Raw genomic sequence first — 20,606 nt, forward strand, 5'->3', positions numbered from 1 at the left:
GGAAAAGGGCTCGATGGGACCACCTCGTGCTGAAACACAGGTCGGAGGATGCCTGACGGCGGGGCAAGAAAAGCCGGAGGGAATCGTTCCTCGAACCAGTCAGGACATCTGGCGATGCTTCGTCAGGCCCTCGGGAGCCGAAAAGTGAAGGTCGTCCCGGCGACTTCCGTCGACGCCACGGCGATCGTGCCGCCGTGCGCCTCCGCGATCAGCCTCGAAATGTACAGTCCCAACCCCAGATGTGGGTTCCTTCCGGGACCATCCACCTGCCCACGGGTCCATGACTTAAAAATGGTCTTCTGCACGTCGGGAGGAATCGTCGAGCCGGAATTGTGCACGCTCACTTCCACGAACGCAGGATCGTGACCGGCGATCAACGCGGTGACGGGCTTGGAAGCGTCCCCGTACTGGATGGCGTTCGCCATGAGGTTCGACAACGCCTGGCCCAGGCGCCCGGCATCCCAAAGACCGTTCGGATCGCCTTCGATCGTGATGTCGATGGTCCGATTGTGGTGGACGCTCCGCAGATGATTCAAACCTGTGATCGGGCAGTCATTGCCGCGCCCATTAGGGCGCAACCAAGCGGCCCTGGCCGAATTGGAATGGAACTGCCTGGTTTCGCCAGATAATGGAATCATATTCCGATTTCGCGGCTCGCGTCCTCGCAATTTGAGAAAATCCTCAAGACAGGATGGTTTATCTTTGCAGGGTTGGGAAGCCGATCATGCAACAGAAAGTGCTGCCGCCACGATCAACTGCGTCGAAAGGGATTGATCTCACTCGGCGCATCGACCTCATCACCTTGCGTCTGTTCATCGCTATCTGCGAAGAACGCAATCTGACGCGTGCCTCACAACGCGAAGCCATCGCGGCCTCTGCGGTCAGCAAGCGCATGCATGATCTGGAGCAGGCGCTGGAGGTTGCCCTGTTCGAGCGACACCCGAACGGGATGGCACTCACGCCCGCGGGACAATCGCTGCTGCATCATGCGCGCGTCACCCTGCTCAACGTCGAGAAAATCGCAGTCGACATGGCCGAGCACGCGCGCGGCGTGCGCGGGCACGTCCGCATGCTGGCCAATCTGTCCTCCATCGTCGAATTCCTGCCCGACGATCTGCCTGGATTCTTCCGGTCGCACGAGCTGGTGCGGCTCGATTTGCAGGAGCGGCCAAGCGCGGACGTCGTTCGCGGTGTCGAGGAGGGGGTAGCCGAGATCGGCATTTGTTCGGCGGATGTCGCGACCCGCGGGCTGGAACGCTTCTCCTACCGGAGGGATCGCCTCGTCATCGTGGTGCCGTCCGATCACCCGTTGACGCGGGCGAGCGAGGTGTCCTTTGCTGATACGCTCGACTACGACCATGTCGGCCTGTTCGCGACGAGCTCGATTTATCTGCGCTCGCAATACACCGCGCAGCAGATCGGGAAATCGATTCGGCTGCGCGTTCATGTTCCCGGCTTCGATGCGGTTTGCCGCATGGTGCAGGCAGGCATGGGTATCGGCCTCATTCCGGATCGTGCGTTCGAGGTGCTGAGCCACGGCATGGAACTGTCGGCCGTTCCGCTGCGCGACGAATGGGCCGACCGCGAGCTGGTGCTGGTTGCGAGGGATCCTGCCGGCTTGTCGGCGACGAGCCATCTGATGCTCGCGCATCTGCGCTCTCCCTCGGTGAGCGCCCACTAGTTTTGCGGCGTTCGTTATCCGCGAAGGCGCCTTCATCAACGAGAATTGGACTTGACGCCTCCTCGTGGGCGACATCTCGACGAAACATATTGTCGAGGAGCGCCCGCCGTGGATGGACCGCTGTCCGGAATTCGAGTCGTCGAACTCGGAACTTTGATTGCCGCGCCATTTGCCGCGCGGCTGCTCGCCGAGTTCGGGGCGGAAGTGATCAAGATCGAGCAGCCCGGCAACGGCGATCCTCTACGCAGCTGGCGAAAGCTGCATCAGGGCACTTCGCTCTGGTGGTATCTGCAATCGCGCAACAAGAAGTCGATTGCGATTGATCTGAAGTCGCCGGGGGGGCGTGACGTGGCGCTTCGCCTTGCGGCGAGGGCCGATGTCTTGATCGAGAACTTCAAGCCGGGCGGCCTCGAGAAGCTTGGCCTCGGCTGGGACGTGCTGTCCGGGCTCAACCCGGATCTTACGCTGGTCCGCATCTCCGGTTACGGCCAGACCGGCCCTTACCGCGATAGGTCTGGCTTCGGCGCGATCGGCGAGGCAATGGGCGGTCTCCGCTTCACCACGGGAGATCCGGATAGCCCGCCGGCGCGCGTCGGCATCAGCATCGGCGACAGCCTTGCTTCGCTCCACGGCGTGATCGGCGCGCTGATGTCGCTGCTGCGGGTTAAGACCGGGCGGGGGCCTGGCCAGGTTGTCGACGTCTCGCTCTACGAGAGCGTGTTCAATCTGATGGAGAGCCTCGTCCCCGAGTATGACCTCATGGGGCATATCAGGACCCGCACTGGTGGCGCTCTGCCGGGCATCAGTCCCTCCAACACTTATCCGAGCGCCGACGGTCAGCATGTCGTGATCGCCGGCAACAGCGATGCGATTTTCCGGCGCCTAATGCAGGTCGTCGGCCGTCCGGATCTCGCCGACGATCCGTCGCTCGCAAGCAACGACGGGCGGGTTCGCCGCAACGCCATCCTGGACGCCGTCATCACCGCGTGGACGGCGACGCGGACGACGGAGGAGATCCTCACGTCCCTGGATGACGCCGACGTTCCCTCAGGACGGATCTACTCGGTCGCGGATATCGTCAGCGATCCCCATTATGCCGCTCGCGAGATGATCCTGCCGACCGAGTTGCCGGGCGACGTCACCGTGAAGATGCCAGGCATTGCGCCAAAGCTCTCCGAGACGCCAGGCACAGTCAAATGGTCGGGCCCGACGCTAGGTCAGCATACCGACGAGGTTCTAGCGAGCCTCGGCCTCGAGGACGCCGACATCGCGCGGCTGCGTCGCGCTGGAGCGGTGCAATGAGCGCTGCACCACCCCATATCGTCATTCAGGAGGTCGCGCCTCGCGACGGCCTGCAGATCGAGCCGAAATGGGTCGAGACGCCCGATAAGATCAAGCTGATCGATTCCCTGTCCGCGATCGGCTTCGCCCGCATCGAGGTATCGTCCTTCGTCTCGCCTGCGGCCGTGCCGGCGCTGCGCGACGCCGCCGAGGTTTTCGCCGGCGTCACGCGGCGGCCGGGCACGGTCTACACCGCATTGATTCCGAATCGGCGAGGTGCCGAGCTGGCGCTGGCCGCACGCGCCGACGAGCTAAACTTCGTCATGTCAGCCAGCGAGACCCACAACCGCGCCAACATGAACATGACCCATGCGCGTTCGCTGGCCGCACTCGCCGAGATTGCAGAGCTTGCGCATGAAGCCGGCGCCCTGCTCAACGCCACCATCGCGACCGCGTTCGGCTGTCCATTCGAGGGCGCGCAGCCATTCAGCAAGGTGCTCGACATCGTCGAGCGTTATCTCGCTGTCGGAGTGGACGGCATCACGCTCGCCGACACGACCGGGATGGCCAATCCCAATCAGCTCACGCATTTGGTGTCCGCGGCGCTGCGGCTGGTGCCAGCGGATGAACTCACGCTGCACTTCCACAACACCCGCGGCCTTGGGCTGGTCAATGCGCTCGCCGCCTATGACGCCGGAGCCCGCCGCTTCGATGCGGCGCTGGGCGGCTTGGGAGGATGTCCATTCGCGCCCGGTGCCACCGGCAATATCTGCACCGAGGACTTCGTCAATCTCTGCCACGAGATCGGTCTGGCGACCGGCCTCAAGCTGCACAGCCTGATCGATCTGTCGCGTCGGTTGCCCGAGCTGGTCGGGCACGAGGTGCCGGGGCAGGTCGCTAAGGCCGGGCGCGCCTGTGATCTGTATCCGCTCCCGGAGCGTTTGCGCGGTCCGGGCTGAGCGATCCGAAACTTAAAATCCCAGAACAACACATTGGAGGAAACCATGACCGTCGCCGCCGCGACTGCCGGTGATCTCGATATCGCCATCACCGAACAGCATGTGATAAAGAAGATCGCGTGGCGGCTGATGCCGCTGCTCATCGTCTGCTACTTCTTCGCGTTCTTCGACCGCGTCAACATCAGCTTTGCCAAAGCGGCGCTACAGACCGATCTCGGACTTAGCAATACGGCTTATGGATTTGGCGCGAGCCTGTTCGTGGTTGGCTATGTCCTCCTGGAGGTGCCCAGCAACATGTTGCTGTATCGCTTCGGCGCGCGGCGCTGGATCGCGCGCATCATGATCTCCTGGGGCATTGCCACCGCGGCAATGGTGTTCGTCCGCAGCGAGTGGCAGTTCTACGCCTTGCGCTTCCTGATCGGCGCCATGGAAGCGGGATTTGCGCCCGGCATTCTCTACTATCTGACACTCTGGTTTCCGAAGTCGCATCGCGGTCGTATGACGTCGGTGTTCTTCCTGGCGACCGCCTTCTCGGGGATTATCGGCGCGCCGATCTCGGGGCTTATTCTCAACTATCTCGGTGGAGTGCATAGTATCGCCGGCTGGCAATGGCTTTTTTTGGCCGGAGGCTTGCCGTGCGTCGCGCTCGGCCTGGTCGTCCTGCTTCGCTTCGATGACGGCATCGAGCAGGCAAAGTGGCTGAGCGCCGACGAACGCCGTCTCATCTCGGTGCAGCTCGATCGGCAGAAGAGCGAGATCGGCGAGCATTCGGCGTGGCGCTCGCTGCTGAAGCCCGGCGTTCTGCTGTTGGGCTTCATCTACTTCCTGATCCAGGTCGCGTCCTATGGGCTGAACTTCTGGGCGCCGGATCTAATCAAGGCCGCAGGCGGCGGCAGTGCGGCGGCGATAGGTTTCCTGACCGCTGTTCCCTACATCTGTGGCGCCGTCACTATGCTGGTGGTCGGGCGGATGTCCGATGCCTCGGGCGAACGCCCGAAGTTCGTGGCCGCCTTGATCCTGGCCGCAGGATTCGGGTTCTTCGCGAGCGGCGCGTTCGACAAGAATGTCGTGACGCTGGTGGGGGCGCTTGCCGTTCTAGGCGCCGGCGTGGTTGCCGCGATTCCAACGTTTTGGACGTTGCCACCAAAGATCCTGACAGGAGCGGGCGCTGCGAGCGGCATCGCACTGATCAACACACTTGGCCAGGTAGGCGGCATTGTAAGCCCGGTGCTAGTCGGTTCAGTCAAGGACCGGACCGGCAGCACGACGCTCGCACTCTATGTCATAGGGGGCACCTGCCTGCTGTGCGCGATTTTGGTACTAACCTCGCTTCCCCGCGGGTTGAAGGCAAGTGACCTCCCGACCTAACCTGGTGTTGCATTGGCACCCGCATGCTCTAAGCGGTCGGCCATGGTCTACAAAGGTGCTACAGTTCGTCGCGCGAGGTAGGCCGATCGAGGGGCTGACTGATGACGGCAAAAATCGATCTTCTGACGCTTGAATTGTTCGTGGCGATTGTCGAGGAGCAGAGCATCGCGAAGGCGGCCGAGAAGAAGAACATCGCCGCGTCCGCCGTCAGCCGGCGCATCTCGGATATCGAGGACCGTTTCCAGGTCGAGCTGCTGCATCGCCATTCGAAAGGGATCGAGCCGTCGCCCGCCGGATTCGCCCTGCTCGAGCATGCCCGCGTCATCCTGGGCAATCTCAGCAAGCTCGAGACCGAGCTGACGGGATACCGGCAGGGCAAGCGCGGGTTGATCCGGATCTGCGCCAACAAGTCCGCGATTCTCGAAGCGCTTGCCGACGAGCTCAGCCAGTTCCTGGAGCGGCATCCGCTGGTGCACATCGATATCGAGGAGGACTTAAGCCCTGCGATCGTGCGCGCCGTGGTGGAGAACCGGGCCGACATCGGCATCTTCGGCGGCAACATCGACGGACAGGATCTGGAGCTGTTGTCTTATCGCAGCGACAGCCTGGTCGCCTTGGTCACGCGCGACCATCCGCTGGCGGGCCGGAGCAGCCTTCGCTTCCGCGAGCTGGTCGATTTCGACTTCGTCAGCCTGGAGAAGGGCAGCTCGATCGAGACGCTGTGCGTCAGCGCGGCCGCCGCTCTCGGGCAGCACCTCAAGGTGCGCATCCGCGTCAGCAGTTTCGATGCGCTGTTCCGCGTCGTCGACGCCAGGATGGGGGTCGGGATCGTGCCGCTCGAGATCGTTCGCGGCCGCTACGGCGTCGACAGCCTCGCCACCGTTCCGCTCGACGAGACCTGGGCGCGGCGCGAGCTGGTCATGGGCGTGCGCGATCACAAATCACTGCCGCCGGTGACGAAGCTACTGGTGGACCATTTGCTGACCCATAATGATGCGCCTCTGGCCACGAGCAGCATCTCCGACCGGATGACCGTCGTCCGCAACAGGGGTTGACCCGCCCCGGGGGAGCTCCAGCCATCGCCGGCAGCGATGGCCCCCTGCCAAACCGTCACTGCACATTTGCGGGGCGCGCGCTTATCCTGCTTCCCAAAAGCGCGACCGGTCGGCAAGATCGGCGGTAATACGGCACTTCAGATGCCGAACAAGGGAGGATGGATCGTGGAGATGCGTGGCCGCACGCTGCTGGCCAAAATCTGGGACCAGCATGTCATCGCCCGTGTCAGCGATGACACCGATCTGCTTCATGTGGATCGCCATCTGCTGCACGACCTTGGCGGTTCCCGCGGCCTGCTCGACCTCAAGGGCCGCAACATCCCCGTCCACAATCCCGAGCTGACCTTCGCGACCCCCGACCACGCGATTTCGACCGCGTCCGGGCGAGCCGGCACGATCAAGACCGGGTGGGAACTGCTGGCGGCGCTGCGGACCGAGACGTCGGCCAGCAACATCCGGCTGTTTGACCTCGACCAGCCCGGGCAGGGCATCGTCCATGTCATCGGGCCGGAGCTCGGCCTCAGCCTGCCCGGCTGCCTGATCGTCTGCGGCGATAGCCACACCTGCACCCATGGCGGGCTCGGCGCGCTTGCGTTCGGCATCGGCTCCAGCGAGCTCACACATGTGCTGGCGACCCAGACCATCATCCAGCGCCGACCCAAGACCATGCGGGTGACGTTCGACGGCAAGCTGCCATTCGGCGTGACGGCGAAGGATCTCATCCTGGCCTTGATCGGTCATATCGGCGCCGCCGGCGGCACCGGTTACGCCGTCGAATATGCCGGTAGCGCAATCAGGGACATGCCGATCGAAGGGCGGCTCACCATCTGCAACCTGTCTGTCGAGCTCGGCGCCAAGATGGGGCTGATCGCGCCTGACGAGATGACCTTCGCCTATGTCCGCGGCCGCCCCTACGCGCCGCTAGGGGAGATGTGGGACCGCGCCATCGAGGCATGGCGGACGCTTCGGAGCGACAGCGATGCCGTATTTGATCGTGAGGTGTCGATCGATGTCGGATCGATCATCCCGCAGATCACCTGGGGTACGAGTCCGGAGCATGTCCTAGGTGTGGATGGCCGCGTGCCTGACCCCGCCGACATCGCCGATCCGGCGCGCCGCGGCGCCATCGAGATCGCGCTCGACTATATGGGCCTGAAGCCGGGTGCGCCGATCGCGGGCACGCCGGTGGATTGGGTCTTTATCGGCTCCTGCACCAACAGCCGTCTCAGCGATCTCAGAGCCGCGGCCGAGGTGGCGCGCGGCCGCAAGGTTGCCCCCGGCGTGCGGGCCTGGGTGGTGCCGGGCTCGGAGACGGTCAAGCGCGATGCAGTCGCCGAGGGACTCGACAGGATCTTCATCGACGCCGGCTTCGAATGGCGCGAGCCGGGATGCTCGATGTGCCTTGCCGCGAACGGCGAAACCGTGCCGCCCGGCCAGCGCTCGGTGTCGACGTCGAACCGGAATTTCATCGGCCGGCAGGGGCCTCGCGCCCGCACCCATCTGGCGAGCCCGGCCATGGCCGCGGCGGCGGCGGTATCAGGCGCCATCGCCGATGTTCGAACCATGGAGCGCTAGATGGCGCAGGCCTTCACCAAGCTGACCGCGACCGCCGCGCCGATCATGCGCACCAATGTCGACACCGATGTCATCATCAGCATCAACCGCATGATCGGAAATTCCGTTCGCGGCAGCCTCGGCAAATGGGCGTTCGGGTCGCTCCGTTATCTGCCCGATGGCTCGGAAAATCCGGAGTTCATCCTCAATCGCGAGCCTTATCGCACGGCGGAAATCCTGGTCACGGGTCCAAATTTCGGCTGCGGCTCCTCGCGCGAGGCGGCGGTGTGGTCGCTGCAAGAGATGGGCATCCGTGCCATCATCGGATCTGGCTTCGGCGACATATTTTTCGCCAATTGCTTCCAAAACGGCGTTTTGCCGGTGGTCCTGGACAAAGCCGTCATCGACAGCCTCGCCGCGGAGATCGAAGCGAGCCAGGGTGCGGGACGTGTCAGTGTTGATCTGGAAGAGCAGACGGTGACCTCGCCGTCGGGCGCGCGGCACGTCTTCGAGATCGATCCACGCCGGCGTGCCGGTCTGCTTGAGGGCTTAGATGAGATTTCGCTGACATTGCGGCGCGACCACGAGATTCGCGCATTCCAGGCCTCCGACCGCGACGCGCGGCCATGGATTCACTTTGCAGGATAACAGGCAAGATAATCATCAGGACACCTCAGGCATGAACACGCTTTCGAACATGATCAAAGTCGCCGTGGTCGGTGGTGAAGGCATCGGTCCTGAGGTCACCGACCAGTCGCACCGCATTCTCAAATGGTTTTCGGCGAGGCGCGGCGCTCCCGTAGCTCTGCGCGAAGCGCAATATGGTCTCATCCCTTATCTCGCCACAGGCAAGGTGCTGCCTGACGATACCGCCGAGGCGATGGATGAGGCCGACGCCATCCTCTGGGGTGCGACCGGTGGTCCCGAAACCACAGAGGTTCCTGCCGTGGCGCGCAAGGCGGGAAGCCTGCTGTCGCTGCGCAGCAAGTACGACCTCTATGCCAATCTCCGGCCGATCGTCGCCAATCCGGCGCTGGCGGATTCCGCACCGCTCAAGGCCTCGGTGCTGAAGGATGTCGATTTCATCATTATCCGCGAGCTCACCAGCGGCATCTATTTCGGCGAGCCGCGCGGCATCGAAACGCTGCCCGATGGCCAGCGCCGCGGTTTCAATACCCAGCAATACACCACCAGCCAGATCCGCCGAGTGGCGCGAACCGCATTCGAGCTGGCGCGGACGCGCAAGGGCCGGGTCTGTTCGGTCGACAAGGCCAATGTGCTGGAGACCAGCGTGCTGTGGCGCGAGGAGGTCGCCGCGCTGCATCAGGCCGAATTCTCAGATGTGGAGTTGACGCATCTCTATGTCGATAATGCCGCGATGCAGATCGTGCGGGCGCCGTCACAGTTCGACGTCATGGTCACCTGCAACATCTTCGGCGACATTCTTTCCGATTGCGCCGCGATGGCGTCGGGCTCGCTCGGCATGCTGCCGTCGGTCTCGCTCGGGCCGCCGGACCGGCTGGGCCGCCGCAAGGCGCTTTATGAGCCTGTTCATGGCAGCGCGCCCGACATAGCGGGCAAGGGCATCGCCAACCCGCTCGGCTCGATCCTCAGCGTCGCAATGATGTTGCGCATCACCCTCAATCGGCCCGATGATGCCGCGCTGCTGGAGAAGGCCGTGGATACGGCTCTCGTAGGCGGCGCCAGAACGGCCGATATCGCCGAACCCGGCGCAAAAAGACTGTCTACCCAGGAAATGGGCGATGCGGTGCTGAACGCGCTGGACAAGGTCGCCGGCAGGGAGAGGGAGAACGCGTGATGAGGACAAAAGTCACCAGACGGTCCGCGCTGACGGTCATCGCCGGTGCCAGTGCATCCATCGCGACGGGGCAGGCGTGGGCGGATGCCCCGTCGGGCCGCGTGATCTATCCGGTGGCCATTCCGATCTATCAGTCCCAGTTCGTTGCCGACCGCGTCGGCTTCTTCAAGGACGCCGGTCTCGACTGCAAGCTGATCCAGGGCGGCAGCGGCGTGAAGACGCGCGAGATCATCGCCTCGTCCCAGGGCGACATCGGGATCGGAGACATCACCCACCCGATGCAGCTCAGCAATCACGGCCGCAGTGCGCGCGTCCTGATGCCGGTCGATACCCGCAGCAATGCGGCGATCTTCATCATCCGCAAGGACCTGATGGACCAAGGCATCGCCACGCTGGAGGCGTTCGCAAACTGGAAGCGGCCGGACGGACGCAAGCCGATCGTTGCCGTGTCGTCGCTGGGAGGCACCAATCACGTCTGGGCGTCCTACTACATGGAAACCATGGGATTGGACGACAAGGTGACCTGGATCGGCACCGGCAATGTCGACACCATGATGGGCTCGTTGAAGACGAAGCAGGTCGATGTCCTCATCAACTCGCCATCGATCCTGAAGGATTCGATCGAGCAGGGCTGGGGTGCGCTGTTGTTCGACGGAACGGATGAAGCGGTCTGGACCAAATATATCGGCGGCAAGGTCCCGGTGACGTGCCACTTCACGCTGCAGTCGACCATCGACAAGGATCCGCAGAAGATGCAGGCCTTCGTCACGGCGCTGTGGCGAGCCACGCAGTGGATCAAGGGGCACTCCCCCGAAGAGATCTATGATACGATCGAGCCCTATGTCGGCAGCACGTCGCGCGATGCGAATATTCTTGACATCGGGATCATGAAGAAGGTCACCGATTACGATGGCATCATCGATGCGGCGAGCTTCGCGCGCGGCCGGAAGGTCTGGTTTCGCGAAATGACCGGCATCAAGCCGCTTGGCATGGCCGACGTCGTCAATACCAGCTTCATCGAAGCGGCTCGCAAGGCCTATCCGGCTTGAGCGTGCAGGCCCTACACGCGCCGAGATCCGATGCGCCGCCTGATGTGCGGCGCATCGACGTGCGCGGATTGTGCAAGACCTTCCAGTTGGCGGGGGCGGCCATCGAGGCGGTGCGCGACGTCTCCTTCAATGTCCGGCGCGGGGAATTCGTCGCCCTGCTCGGGCCATCCGGCTCAGGCAAGAGCACTGTCCTCAACATGATCGCGACGCTGATCAAGCCGACCAGCGGCGAGATCCTGATCGACGGTGTCCCCGTCGTACCCGGACGGGCGACGTCCGACGTCGGTTACGTCTTTCAGCGCGACACCCTGTTTCCCTGGCGTACCGTCGCCGACAACATCGGCTATGGCCTGGAATTGGCTGGTGTCCCGGTGGCGGAACGAAAGGAACGTGTCCAGGCCTGCCTGATGCAGGCAGGGTTGCAGGATTTTGGCAATGCCTATCCTTCGGCCTTGTCGGGTGGCATGCGTCAGCGCGCGGCCTTGATGCGAACGCTGGTCGTCGAGCCCCAGGTTCTGCTGATGGACGAACCCTTCGGCGCGCTCGATACCCACACCAAGATCGACATGCACGACGTGCTGCTGCGCATCTGGGAGCGCGAAAAGCAGACCGTGCTGTTCGTGACCCACGATCTCGGCGAGGCACTGACTCTGGCAGACCGCATTATTCTGTTTTCCGCGCGACCGGGCCGGATCAAGGAGACCTTCGAGGTGGACTTTGCACGGCCGCGCAATGCCGTGAAGATCAGGGAGACACCGCGTTATGCCGAGCTGTTCCAGCTGATCTGGCACTCGCTCGGCGAGGAATTCATCAGGGGACGCAAGCCATGAGGCGGGCGCGTCACCCCGGCAGAACGTTTGCGTGGCAGACGCTGATCTGCATCTGCCTCCTCTCGATTTGGCAATGGGGGTACGATCTTCACGGTAGCGTTCCGTGGCTGGTGCCGGATCTGCTCGATCCCTATTTCGTGTCCAAGCCGTCCGACATCTTCGAGCATTTCCTGACCCTGAGCTGTCTCAAGTCGAAGCTCGGTGTGTTCAACGGCTGGTTCAATGGCGAATTCAGCCGCTGCATGGTGCGATCGGAGAATAATCTGTGGGTCGCGACCGCCATCACCCTGAAAAACACGTTCTTCGGCTTCGTGGCCGGCGTCGTCAGCGGCTTTGCCGCGGGTCTCGTGCTGGGCCGCTCCGATCGGCTGAGTGCGATCTTCCAGCCGTTCATCACCGCGGTGAATTCGATCCCTCGTATTGCGCTGGCGCCCATCATCGTGCTGGCCTTCGGCATCGGCGATACTTCGAAGATCGTGACGTCGTGGATCGTGGTCGTCTTCCTCGTGTTCTTCAACACGTTCGAAGGCGCCCGCTCGATCGACGAGGGTTTTGTCAATGCAGCGCGGCTGCTCGGCGCCAGCGAGTGGCAGATCACCCGTACGGTGGTCATCCCTTCGACCATGGCCTGGGTTTTCGCCTCGCTGACGCCTGCGATCTCCTTCGCCCTAATCGGCGTGATCGTCGGCGAGTTTATCGGCGCGGAGCGCGGAATCGGACGCCTGATCATCGAGTCCGAGGCGCGGGCAGAGGCATCGGGAATGATGGTCGCCGTCATCGTGCTGATGCTGGTCGGCGTTGCGCTGTCCACGCTGATCTGGCGGTTGCAGGCCTATCTGCTGCGCTGGCAGCAGCACAACTTGGCAGAGTAACGTGGAGCAGCCCGGCTGACCGACTTGTTGGGAGTTAGCTATTTCGCGAGCTCAAAATCCTTACGCCTCGTGTCGTCGAATCCGCGCAGTGTGGCAATCGGGCGGAACTGTACCGGATCATTGCGGAGCTGCCAGATCGAAGGTTGTAAAGCCGTTTCGCCGCTTCCCTGCGCCATAACCTTTAGTGGGGAAGGTTGAAGGCGGGCCCATGGCAAGAAAACTCAAGATCTATCAGACCTCGCTCGGGTTCTACGATCTCCGATTGCGGCGCCTTCGATGAAGGCTGCCTTGGAGGCGTGGGGCGCCGGAAGCAACCTCTTCCACCAGGGCGTCGCCAAGGAGACGGACGATCTGGATGTCGTCGCCGCGACGATGGGAAAGACCGGCGTCGTGCTGCGGCGGCCCGCCGGGTCAAACGGCCGCTTCGCAGAGCATTCCGAATTGCCGATCATCTCGGCGGCGGAGGCGCCGAAAGAGGCGAGCGAAGGAGGTCGAAGCCGAACAAGCGGGGTGCTCCCAAGATCAGCGACAAGGAGTCCCTCAAGGCCGCGGAGGTTTCGAGAAGGAGCAGCGCCGTCTGGACGCCGAGCGGCGGAAGGAGGAGGCCGCGCGCGAGAGGGAGCACGCCCGGCGCGAGAAGGCCGTCGGCAAAGCTCAGGCGACGCTCGACAATGCGCGGCGGGAGCATGAGGAAAGGGCAGCCGCGATCGAGGCCGAGCGGGCTGCCCTCGACGAGCGGGCGCAGGCCGAGGAGGCCCGCTGGGAGAAGCAGAGGGAGAAGCTGGAGGCGGCTCTCCGGCGGGCGCGCGACTAGAGGTGGCCCTCGAATCCCGAAGGAACGTCGAGGCCGCTCGCCAAACTGTGACCCGCCCGCTAGGAAGGTGCGCGGACGCCTAGAACCCGGCGTAGTAGTCGTTCACCACTTTCGCGCGGCCGGGGTCCTCCCAATTCCACTCGTTATCGTTGCCGTAATGCGGCGCTCCTTGCAGCCGATCGGCACTCAGATTGGTCCGGTAGCCGCCGAGTCTCGTGTCATACTTCAGGGATTGCCACGGCAGCGGGTAGTGGTCGTCGCCGATGCCCAGGAAGCCGCCGAAGCCGAGAACTGCATACGAGACCTGGCCGCTTACCTTGTCGATCATCACGCGCTCGATCGAGCCGATCTTCTGGTCGCCGGCGCCGTAAACCGCGGTGCCCTCGACCTTGTCGCTGCCGATCAGCGTACCTGTTTCACGCCTTTCCGTTTCCATCGTCATCCTCCTCTTGGATCGAGACCGATACGAGATAACGGTAGGCGACCGAGGCTCGTTCCTGACGAATTCCGGTGGCGCGAGGACGGGAACGGACGGCCGCCGCAGCGATTGATCCGCCAGATTCAAATTCGGAGAACCGTCATGAAAGCCATGCTCGCCGCCGCCGCTCTCGCAGTTGCACTCGTCTCCTCCGGAGGCGCTGAGGCGAAGGGATGCATCAAGGGAGCCATCGTGGGCGGCGTTGCTGGCCACATGGCCGGTCACGGCAAGCTTGGTGCTGCGGCCGGCTGCGTCGTCGGCCATCACGAGGCGAACAAGTCGGATCCCAACAAGGCCAATGCGCAAGCGCCGGCTGGCCAGAAGTGAGCCAACACCTCGATGCTCGATACGGACAGCCTGTTGGTGAAGTGCCCCGAGTGCGGCGCCTGGCCTATGGCGGCCAGCCTGCCGAAGACGATGTGGCCGCTGAGCTCAAGTTCAGATGCCCGCGCTGCGGCCATCACGAAGCCGGCCATCTCCAGCGCGCTCGGCCCGTCCCGAAAGGCGCGACGGACGAGAGGCATCGGTGAAGATCCGGTCGCACTCTGAAAGCCATCTGGTCGAGCTCGAGGACGGCTCGCGCTGGCAGATCTTTCCGGGCGATCTCGATCTCACGCTGGACTGGACGCCGGAAGCCGATCTGGTGGTCGTCGAAGCGGCCAAGGACGACGTCGGCTCCCACCTGCTGGTCGGCGTCGGCGAAAAGGTGCGGGTGATCCGGGAGGGCGATAGCTGGCCCATCCGCGAGGCCAAGGACGTCCTCAAAGACGGCTGAACCGCTCAGGATTCGCCGGAGCCGGCGAAGATCGTGGTGGGCGGCATCGCCCTGGGCGGGGAGGCTGCCCGGGCGCCATGAGGGCCGGGCTTGCTCTGGAGATCGTACCGCCTGGCCAATTCGAGCAGTCTGCGCCTGGTGAAAGGATCGGCCTTCTCGGCCAGATCGCGCGCCTGCTGCGCGAAGCCTCGGTAGAACTCTTCCATGACGCCACCCCCGCAACAATCACCCAAGGCTGGATTTCAATATGCCGGCGATCGATCGCCAAGACATGGAAATCCGACCGACGCCTGCGCGCTGGAGCAACCGGATCTCGCGCTCTTGGGCGCGGAGCTGGCCTCGCGTCAGAGCGATCTCGCTCCGGACTCAGTCGAGGTTCTCCGCTCTCATAGCGCGCTGAGATCATCCGGCACGTCGCCGAACTTCCGGATCAGCTTGGCGCCGCTGAAGTCGCCACTGGAGGGATCTCCCGTCCGCGAGACGCGATGGCGCCGGCGTGGCCAGGCTTCCGAGACAGCGCCTCGGCCCGCATGACCGCGGCTTTGGCGCTCAGGCATTCCGCCGGCTCGCCGGCAGCCGCGCCGTCGTCGGAGAAAACGAACGGTAGAGCGACGTAGTAGGTTACTTCCGACATCTGTCACTCCTTGCACTCGCGCTGCGCGACATGGCGCCCGCGCGAGTATCCTTTCGAGACCGCTGCCCTGAGCTCCGCAATCTCGTTCTCGAGAAACTCGTTCGCGACGAGCAGCGCCTTCACCGCCTCCCGGGCGTCTCCGCCGCAGGCTTCGATGGCCTGGTCGGCGGCGAGCTCGAGGTCGCCCTCGAGGGAGTCGGTCTGGTCGGAGTGGGCTTTCATCGGATTATGTTCCCGTTTCGTTCCTGCAAGTCAATAGGCTCCTCCCAAATTCCCATGCCGCAGCAGTCGGCACGGTATGAATCTCGGGGATGGCGACTGGCGTGTCGGAACTGGCCATCCCCGTTCGTCTTGAATCCAGGCCGCCTCGAACCGGAGTTCTGCGTACATGGCCCCCCGAGCCAATTGGAAAGGCTTCCTGCGTCTGTCCCTCGTCACCTGTCCGGTGGCGCTCTATCCGGCCACCTCGGAGTCCGAGAAGATCAGCTTCAACCAACTGAACCGGCAGACCGGCCACCGGATCAAGTACCTCAAGGTCGATGCCGACACCGGCGATGAGGTGCCCAACGAGGACATCGTCAAGGGCTACCAGCTCGAGAAGGACCAGTTCATCGAGGTCACGAAAGAGGACCTCGAGGAGATCGCGCTGGAGTCGACGCGCACCATCGAGATCGACGAGTTCGTCGACCGCTCTGACATCGATCCGCGCTACCTGATCCGCCCCTACTACCTGCGTCCGGACGGCAAGGTCGGCCATGACGCCTTCGCCGTGATCCGCGAGACCATCCGCGAAATGGACAAGGTCGCGATCGGGCGGGTGGTGCTGACCAACCGCGAGCACATCATCGCGCTGGAGCCGATGGACAAGGGCCTGGTCGGCACCCTGCTGCGCTATCCCTACGAGGTGCGCAGCGAACAAGAGTATTTCGACGAGATCCAGGACGTGAAGGTCACCAAGGACATGCTGGACCTCGCCAAGCACATCGTGAACCAGAAGGCGGGCCGGTTCGATCCGGAGAAGTTCGAAGATCACTACGAGACGGCCCTGGTCGACCTGATCAACCAGAAGCGGGCCGGCAAGGTAATCCGTCCTAAAGAGCGGCCGAAGGGCGAGAACGTCGTCGATCTGATGGACGCGCTGCGGCAGAGCGTCGGCCGGGCTTCTGCGCCGGCGAAGTCGGCCAAGCCCGCCAAGAAGGCGAAGAAGGCGTCGGCCGGCCAGAAGGAAATGCTGATGCCGATCGCTGGCAAGAAGCCCGCAAAGGAGGTGGCCGCCAAGAAGCCTGCGGCAGCGACGCGGCGGAAGTCGGCGTAGGCATGTCCCAGTCGCTCGCCGCCTGCCGAGGCGCACACGGACGACAATCGCCACCTTATGGAAGGGCGCCCGTTGGCCGAATCTCTCACCATCCCCGCGGCCGAGGACGACTACCAGATCCAGGAAATGCAGGAGGAGGCGCTGACCGACGCCGGCTTCCGGCCGCAGATCCGGTCGTCGGCGGAAGAAGGAGCGACCCTTCTGAACAGCGGCCTCGACGAACTCCAGAACTTGAAAGGCAAGACGAGCGGCTGGGACCTAGCGTCTTGTTCGGGAGCGACCGGCACGGCCGCCGACGAATGGGCGAGGCTCGGAGTGCCGAAGAGCGTTCTGCTCACCAAGCCCTTCGCCCCCGCCCAGCTCGTCGCCGCCGTCTCGCAGCTTCTCAACATGGGATCGGTCCTCTCTGAGGGAGTGGCTTCGTGCGCTTCAGAGCAGCGTCACGACGGCGATCACCGGGATCAGACCGGCCGCCGCCACGCACCAAAAGGACAGTTCAAGGAATTGCATCCAGCGCCCCGATCTAACGTCCTGCCCCGCGCGGACGCTATACCCTCGGCCCCTGCCGCGGAACCGAAACTTTTTCACGCCTTCATGAATTCAGGAGAGGGGATGCAACGCGAGGCAGCAGCAATGTCCACCATGCCGATAGGCGATGTGGTTCTCACGGTCGCCGTCATGACCATCGCCTTCCTGGGCGAAGTCGCGGTGTTCGCCCTAGTCGGGATCTTCTGAGCCAGGACCTCTTCGGCGCCTTCGCGCCGGCGTGCCATATCATCCTGCGAAAAGACGCCCTGTATCCGAGGAGGAGATGATGTCGGCCGTCGCAAAGCTGCTCGCGCAGAAGCAGCAGCTACTCGATCGCCTCGCGAGCGATCCTGGCCCCAACGAGCGCCAGGAGATCGAGACGCTGCTCACCAAGATCGAGACCGCCCTGACGTGGCTCGAGTCCAACGACCCGGTCGAGGAAGGTCGAGAACTATAGCTCTCCGGCTGACAGACTTCATGGAACGAAGCCAGCCATTCAGCTTTTGCAAGGGCACGACATGCAGCAAAGCGCTGGGGAAGGCCGGAAGGAGATTCGATGAGAGCGACGGCGTGGGCGATCGCGGTTGTATTCGCTGCCTCAGCATCTGCCCTTTCGGCGCAACCGGTGAGGTGGACCACCTACAGCATCCCTCAGACCGGCACCTCGGTCGAGTTCCCGTCCTCGATATTCACCGAAGAGGCGGGTCGGCCGGATGGATATGGCCAGCGCTTCCGGACCGCCGACGGCCGCGCGGAGATCACAATACAAGCCGCCCCGAACGTCGCGAACGATTCGCCAGCTGCGTTCCTCTCGAAAAAGCATCCGCCCTCGCGCATCCAGTACAAGCGAGTGACGCCTCGCTTCTTCGCGGTTTCCAGCTACAAGGGGGACAAGGTCTGGTACGACCGCTGCAACTTCGCCAGCCGGCTGGTTCATTGCGTGCTGATCAATTACCCCGCCAGCGAGGAGCACGACTGGGACGACATCGTCACGCGCATCAGCCTGTCGCTTCGCGGCAAACAGTAGTCACAAGCGGCGTACCGTTCTTATCGGATGGACTATACAGCGTTTGGCGCTTCCGGAGACTTGGAAGGACAGAAGCCTTCATGGCCCCCCGGATTCCTACGGTCCGATCGTTCTCCGATCGTTTACCATCGGCGCGTAGATTTTCGCCGATGGACATCGAGTACGACCCCGAGCGCGAGGCGGTCGCGGCGATGAAGCTCGCTGCGGAAGCCGATGGAACCGAACGCCAACGCTGGATCATACTGGCGCTGGCTTGGCAGCAAATTGCCCGAATCCCGGCTCCGTCCCTCGAATTCAAATCCGAACAGGCGGCTTAGCCAAAGATACAGACGTTGGGCTGTGGTCTCGGCGCCGCTGCTCGCTCCACAGTCAACCGACGTACGTATCGGGGCGACGTCCGGAAGGCTCGCGCCGCCGGCCACTCTTGCCCGTCGACGGCCCCTGAGAAATTGCTTCAGCCAACCCAGAAGATCGGCAGTTCGACGATGCTGGGCGTTGTAAAGGACTCGATCTAGGTCCTGAAATTGATTGGTCTGGTCCTGCATTGCTTTCTCCTGTTCGGTGGGAAGCCTCTCAGGGATTCAGTACAAGACGAGAGACAGGCTTCTTTGGATGCTCTGCGGGCGGTTGCCCCATGATGACCCAGATCGCGACGCCGATCGCGAACGCCGACAAAACGGTCGAGACGATCGGGTAGCTCCTCGCGTTGCTCATGGCTCAGTGCGACGGTTCGAGCTTCCGCATTTCCTGCAGGCGGGCCAAACAATAATCGCGATAAAGGATTTCGATGAGTGTCCACATGACCAGGTCCCCATTGGTCCAATGAGCGCAGCCTGATCCCGTTCGGTTTCAGGAATGTGTCGCGGCCTCCGGAAAATGGTTTCGGCGTCTCCCGGCGGTGCTTTTCCCGCCCACGCCGGCCACCCGATAACTGACGGAAATCGCGGGTGTGCTATATGGGACCGAACAGCAGCTGGAGGGGACGATGTCCGGTCTTTCCCATTGGCAACTCGACGGCAGCGCACCTGAGCTCTATGAGCGCTACCTTGTCCCCGCCATCACTGCGAAGTGGGCGGCCGATCTCGTCGAACGCGCCGGGGTGCGGCCCGGGGAGCCGGTCCTCGACGTGGCGTGCGGGACGGGGATCGTGGCCCGCCTCGCGAGCCTCCGGACCGGGCGCGGCCGCGTCACCGCCCTGGACCTGAACCAAGGAATGCTGGCTGTCGCGCGTGCGGCGTCCGGCGGTGACGGGGCGATCGAATTCATCGATGGAAGCGCTTTGGATCTACCATTTGCGGACGGCGCTTTCCACGTCGTGCTCTGTCAATTGGGTCTGCAGTTCTTCCCGGACCAAGCAAAGGCTCTGCGCGAGATGAGACGAGTGCTGCAGCCGGGCGGACGCCTTGCCGTCAGCGTCTACAGCCCGATCGAGAATACTCCCGGCGCCCACGTGTTCGTGGAGGCGCTCGATCGCGTCTTAGGAGGCGAGGCCTCGCGGATCAAGCGCGGGGAGCATTCGTTTGCCACCGCGGGCGACTTGCAGGAACTCATACGCAATGCCGAGTTCGAGAGCGTGCAGGTCGACACCGTGGTCCAGCAGATCGCCTTTCCGTCGGTGCTCGACTACGTGCGTTTCCAGCTTCTCGCAACGCCGATGGCGGCGCTGCTGGGCGATCGTCCGGACTCTGAACGCCGGGCGGTGATCGACAAGATCGCATCGGGAGTAACCGACATGTCCGCTGCTGAAATGCTGCAAGGCGGCGGGTTCTCCTTCCCGCAGGAAGCCTACGTCGGAACGGCTAGGGCACCGGGCTGAGCCGCTGTTTCAGCATTCTCCGTCCGGACATTCCGGGCACGTGTCGCCGATCGAATCCAGGACATCGCGGACTTCCGCGATGGCGTCTTCGTCGGAGACGCCCGGGGGCGGATCCCGCTCGGCCATTTCGCAGGCGCGCTCGCGGGCGTGCGGATCGGCCCGGTCCTTGGCCCAGCCGTGCTCCTCGCATTCGTGGATCGCACCGGCCTCCTGAAGCACGGATATCGCCCAGCCCCGCAGCGTCCGGATTGCGGGCCGTCTTTCCTTCGTCATCAGCATCGAGATTGCTCCTGCCTGGACGAATCCTTCCGCCCGCCTGCTCGTTCCGGCGATTAGCGCGGGTCAGGGATTCGCAATCGTCAGGGCTGTTCGCTTGCCCACGTGTTCCGTGGCCTGTGCACAACGCCGAGTGCTTAGCGCCGACCGTTTGCCCCATGAAATTGCCATTTCGAAAGAAGCTAGGATGTATTTCACGTCGGGGCACCTCTGAAGTTGCAGGAGGGGTCCATGGGTAACTGGCTGATCGTCCTTAAAGGAATGCCGCCGAACTCACGGGTGGTGCGAAAAGACCTTGATCTTCAGGTGGAGCTCGCTCTGGACGGCATAGGTCTTGATGTCGGAGGCAAACGCCTGGTTTCGTTTCTCTTCGCGCGACGCCTGCACGCCGCTGCGGATTCCGACGAAGTCGCCCAGGCGTACCGATATGAAGTCGCCCGTGGATTCCGAGACGATGTCGTCCACCTTTCCGATT

The 20,606-nt window shown here is 63.4% G+C and carries 25 protein-coding genes and 2 pseudogenes; 20 read left to right on the forward strand and 7 right to left on the reverse strand.

The features are described from left to right. Positions 1-122 precede the first annotated feature (122 nt). Positions 123-638 (reverse strand): sensor histidine kinase, encoded by a 516-nt coding sequence (locus tag XH98_RS07160; protein ID WP_271618220.1) that lies wholly within the window; start codon positions 636-638, stop codon positions 123-125. A gap of 86 nt (positions 639-724) precedes the next feature. On the opposite strand from XH98_RS07160, the gene XH98_RS07165 reads away from it, so the two are divergent. The 12 genes and pseudogenes from XH98_RS07165 to XH98_RS41020 all read left to right on the forward strand — a co-directional run bounded on the left by XH98_RS07165 (position 725) and on the right by XH98_RS41020 (position 13,282). Then, positions 725-1,681, forward strand: coding sequence for a LysR family transcriptional regulator (locus XH98_RS07165; RefSeq protein ID WP_271618221.1), 957 nt, complete (start codon positions 725-727; stop codon positions 1,679-1,681). A gap of 108 nt (positions 1,682-1,789) precedes the next feature. Further along, entirely contained in the window at positions 1,790-2,983 is a 1,194-nt protein-coding gene (locus XH98_RS07170) for a CaiB/BaiF CoA transferase family protein (RefSeq protein WP_271618222.1), read from the forward strand. Continuing rightward, complete coding sequence (locus XH98_RS07175; protein WP_271618223.1) at positions 2,980-3,921, forward strand: hydroxymethylglutaryl-CoA lyase; 942 nt, start codon at positions 2,980-2,982, stop codon at positions 3,919-3,921. The genes XH98_RS07170 and XH98_RS07175 overlap by 4 nt, the downstream gene beginning before the upstream one ends. Positions 3,922-3,966: 45 nt before the next feature. Beyond that, complete coding sequence (locus tag XH98_RS07180; protein WP_271618224.1) at positions 3,967-5,289, forward strand: MFS transporter; 1,323 nt, start codon at positions 3,967-3,969, stop codon at positions 5,287-5,289. Between the two features lie 101 nt (positions 5,290-5,390). Further along, on the forward strand, positions 5,391-6,344 hold the full coding sequence (locus XH98_RS07185) for a LysR family transcriptional regulator (RefSeq protein ID WP_271618225.1): 954 nt from the start codon (positions 5,391-5,393) through the stop codon (positions 6,342-6,344). A gap of 171 nt (positions 6,345-6,515) precedes the next feature. Beyond that, positions 6,516-7,919, forward strand: a complete 1,404-nt coding sequence (leuC, locus tag XH98_RS07190) for a 3-isopropylmalate dehydratase large subunit (protein ID WP_271597909.1) — start codon at positions 6,516-6,518, stop codon at positions 7,917-7,919. Continuing rightward, positions 7,920-8,546 (forward strand): 3-isopropylmalate dehydratase small subunit, encoded by a 627-nt coding sequence (leuD, locus tag XH98_RS07195; protein ID WP_271618226.1) that lies wholly within the window; start codon positions 7,920-7,922, stop codon positions 8,544-8,546. Between the two features lie 31 nt (positions 8,547-8,577). Then, the gene (gene leuB, locus XH98_RS07200) at positions 8,578-9,717 is read left to right on the forward strand and encodes a 3-isopropylmalate dehydrogenase (protein ID WP_271618227.1); all 1,140 of its coding nucleotides are present in this window, start codon (positions 8,578-8,580) and stop codon (positions 9,715-9,717) included. Next, the gene (locus XH98_RS07205) at positions 9,717-10,766 is read left to right on the forward strand and encodes an ABC transporter substrate-binding protein (protein WP_271618228.1); all 1,050 of its coding nucleotides are present in this window, start codon (positions 9,717-9,719) and stop codon (positions 10,764-10,766) included. The genes leuB and XH98_RS07205 overlap by 1 nt, the downstream gene beginning before the upstream one ends. Beyond that, entirely contained in the window at positions 10,763-11,596 is an 834-nt protein-coding gene (locus tag XH98_RS07210) for an ABC transporter ATP-binding protein (protein ID WP_271597894.1), read from the forward strand. Before XH98_RS07205 ends, XH98_RS07210 begins: the two co-directional genes overlap by 4 nt. Beyond that, positions 11,593-12,468 carry an ABC transporter permease gene (locus XH98_RS07215; protein ID WP_271618229.1) on the forward strand — a complete coding sequence of 292 codons (876 nt, stop codon included), beginning with the start codon at positions 11,593-11,595 and terminating at the stop codon, positions 12,466-12,468. The genes XH98_RS07210 and XH98_RS07215 overlap by 4 nt, the downstream gene beginning before the upstream one ends. A gap of 208 nt (positions 12,469-12,676) precedes the next feature. Beyond that, positions 12,677-13,282, forward strand: a pseudogene (locus XH98_RS41020) (cell envelope biogenesis protein TolA). Positions 13,283-13,361: 79 nt separating this feature from the next. Here XH98_RS41020 and XH98_RS07220 read toward each other — a convergent pair. Next, complete coding sequence (locus XH98_RS07220) at positions 13,362-13,718, reverse strand: PRC-barrel domain-containing protein (protein WP_271597892.1); 357 nt, start codon at positions 13,716-13,718, stop codon at positions 13,362-13,364. A gap of 144 nt (positions 13,719-13,862) precedes the next feature. On the opposite strand from XH98_RS07220, the gene XH98_RS07225 reads away from it, so the two are divergent. After that, the gene (locus XH98_RS07225) at positions 13,863-14,087 is read left to right on the forward strand and encodes a hypothetical protein (RefSeq protein ID WP_271597891.1); all 225 of its coding nucleotides are present in this window, start codon (positions 13,863-13,865) and stop codon (positions 14,085-14,087) included. Between the two features lie 199 nt (positions 14,088-14,286). Further along, on the forward strand, positions 14,287-14,535 hold the full coding sequence (locus XH98_RS07230; protein WP_271618230.1) for a hypothetical protein: 249 nt from the start codon (positions 14,287-14,289) through the stop codon (positions 14,533-14,535). A gap of 5 nt (positions 14,536-14,540) precedes the next feature. Here the strand turns inward: XH98_RS07230 and XH98_RS07235 are convergent, their stop codons facing one another. From XH98_RS07235 to XH98_RS07245, 3 genes and pseudogenes are all read right to left on the reverse strand, one after another. Beyond that, entirely contained in the window at positions 14,541-14,741 is a 201-nt protein-coding gene (locus tag XH98_RS07235) for a hypothetical protein (RefSeq protein ID WP_271597889.1), read from the reverse strand. 180 nt (positions 14,742-14,921) lie between these two features. Then, positions 14,922-15,169: pseudogene (locus XH98_RS07240) on the reverse strand (hypothetical protein). A 3-nt stretch (positions 15,170-15,172) separates the two neighbouring features. Continuing rightward, on the reverse strand, positions 15,173-15,391 hold the full coding sequence (locus XH98_RS07245; RefSeq protein ID WP_271618231.1) for a hypothetical protein: 219 nt from the start codon (positions 15,389-15,391) through the stop codon (positions 15,173-15,175). 166 nt (positions 15,392-15,557) lie between these two features. Between XH98_RS07245 and ku the strand changes: the two genes are divergently transcribed. From ku to XH98_RS07275, 6 genes are all read left to right on the forward strand, one after another. Continuing rightward, the gene (gene ku, locus XH98_RS07250) at positions 15,558-16,484 is read left to right on the forward strand and encodes a non-homologous end joining protein Ku (RefSeq protein ID WP_271618232.1); all 927 of its coding nucleotides are present in this window, start codon (positions 15,558-15,560) and stop codon (positions 16,482-16,484) included. Between the two features lie 72 nt (positions 16,485-16,556). Beyond that, a complete protein-coding gene (locus tag XH98_RS07255; protein ID WP_271618233.1) occupies positions 16,557-17,219 on the forward strand; it encodes a hypothetical protein in 663 nt (220 codons plus the stop codon). Positions 17,220-17,298: 79 nt separating this feature from the next. Beyond that, positions 17,299-17,469 (forward strand): hypothetical protein, encoded by a 171-nt coding sequence (locus XH98_RS07260; RefSeq protein ID WP_271618234.1) that lies wholly within the window; start codon positions 17,299-17,301, stop codon positions 17,467-17,469. Positions 17,470-17,568: 99 nt separating this feature from the next. Continuing rightward, positions 17,569-18,039, forward strand: a complete 471-nt coding sequence (locus XH98_RS07265) for a hypothetical protein (RefSeq protein WP_271618235.1) — start codon at positions 17,569-17,571, stop codon at positions 18,037-18,039. Positions 18,040-18,188: 149 nt separating this feature from the next. After that, positions 18,189-18,356: a hypothetical protein gene (locus tag XH98_RS07270; protein WP_271618236.1), complete on the forward strand. Its 168-nt coding sequence runs from the start codon at positions 18,189-18,191 to the stop codon at positions 18,354-18,356. Between the two features lie 668 nt (positions 18,357-19,024). Further along, positions 19,025-19,855 carry a class I SAM-dependent methyltransferase gene (locus tag XH98_RS07275; RefSeq protein WP_271618237.1) on the forward strand — a complete coding sequence of 277 codons (831 nt, stop codon included), beginning with the start codon at positions 19,025-19,027 and terminating at the stop codon, positions 19,853-19,855. A gap of 9 nt (positions 19,856-19,864) precedes the next feature. Here XH98_RS07275 and XH98_RS07280 read toward each other — a convergent pair whose 3' ends face one another. Beyond that, positions 19,865-20,134: a hypothetical protein gene (locus XH98_RS07280; RefSeq protein WP_271597880.1), complete on the reverse strand. Its 270-nt coding sequence runs from the start codon at positions 20,132-20,134 to the stop codon at positions 19,865-19,867. A gap of 270 nt (positions 20,135-20,404) precedes the next feature. After that, a partial coding sequence (locus XH98_RS07285; protein ID WP_271618238.1) for a hypothetical protein occupies positions 20,405-20,606 on the reverse strand: 202 nt, incomplete at its 5' end.

The organism is Bradyrhizobium sp. CCBAU 51745 (assembly GCF_028128715.1).
In the GTDB taxonomy this organism is placed as follows: Bacteria; Pseudomonadota; Alphaproteobacteria; order Rhizobiales; family Xanthobacteraceae; genus Bradyrhizobium; species Bradyrhizobium manausense.

Coding starts and splice junctions, on each gene's coding strand:
- XH98_RS07160 (WP_271618220.1), bottom strand. CDS start 638: ATGATTCCATTATCTGGCGAAACCAGGCAGTTCCATTCCAATTCGGCC.
- XH98_RS07165 (WP_271618221.1), top strand. CDS start 725: ATGCAACAGAAAGTGCTGCCGCCACGATCAACTGCGTCGAAAGGGATT.
- XH98_RS07175 (WP_271618223.1), top strand. CDS start 2,980: ATGAGCGCTGCACCACCCCATATCGTCATTCAGGAGGTCGCGCCTCGC.
- XH98_RS07180 (WP_271618224.1), top strand. CDS start 3,967: ATGACCGTCGCCGCCGCGACTGCCGGTGATCTCGATATCGCCATCACC.
- XH98_RS07185 (WP_271618225.1), top strand. CDS start 5,391: ATGACGGCAAAAATCGATCTTCTGACGCTTGAATTGTTCGTGGCGATT.
- leuC (WP_271597909.1), top strand. CDS start 6,516: ATGCGTGGCCGCACGCTGCTGGCCAAAATCTGGGACCAGCATGTCATC.
- leuD (WP_271618226.1), top strand. CDS start 7,920: ATGGCGCAGGCCTTCACCAAGCTGACCGCGACCGCCGCGCCGATCATG.
- leuB (WP_271618227.1), top strand. CDS start 8,578: ATGAACACGCTTTCGAACATGATCAAAGTCGCCGTGGTCGGTGGTGAA.
- XH98_RS07205 (WP_271618228.1), top strand. CDS start 9,717: ATGAGGACAAAAGTCACCAGACGGTCCGCGCTGACGGTCATCGCCGGT.
- XH98_RS07215 (WP_271618229.1), top strand. CDS start 11,593: ATGAGGCGGGCGCGTCACCCCGGCAGAACGTTTGCGTGGCAGACGCTG.
- XH98_RS07220 (WP_271597892.1), bottom strand. CDS start 13,718: ATGGAAACGGAAAGGCGTGAAACAGGTACGCTGATCGGCAGCGACAAG.
- XH98_RS07225 (WP_271597891.1), top strand. CDS start 13,863: ATGAAAGCCATGCTCGCCGCCGCCGCTCTCGCAGTTGCACTCGTCTCC.
- XH98_RS07235 (WP_271597889.1), bottom strand. CDS start 14,741: ATGGAAGAGTTCTACCGAGGCTTCGCGCAGCAGGCGCGCGATCTGGCC.
- XH98_RS07245 (WP_271618231.1), bottom strand. CDS start 15,391: ATGAAAGCCCACTCCGACCAGACCGACTCCCTCGAGGGCGACCTCGAG.
- ku (WP_271618232.1), top strand. CDS start 15,558: ATGGCCCCCCGAGCCAATTGGAAAGGCTTCCTGCGTCTGTCCCTCGTC.
- XH98_RS07260 (WP_271618234.1), top strand. CDS start 17,299: ATGTCGGCCGTCGCAAAGCTGCTCGCGCAGAAGCAGCAGCTACTCGAT.
- XH98_RS07265 (WP_271618235.1), top strand. CDS start 17,569: ATGAGAGCGACGGCGTGGGCGATCGCGGTTGTATTCGCTGCCTCAGCA.
- XH98_RS07270 (WP_271618236.1), top strand. CDS start 18,189: ATGGACATCGAGTACGACCCCGAGCGCGAGGCGGTCGCGGCGATGAAG.
- XH98_RS07275 (WP_271618237.1), top strand. CDS start 19,025: ATGTCCGGTCTTTCCCATTGGCAACTCGACGGCAGCGCACCTGAGCTC.
- XH98_RS07280 (WP_271597880.1), bottom strand. CDS start 20,134: ATGCTGATGACGAAGGAAAGACGGCCCGCAATCCGGACGCTGCGGGGC.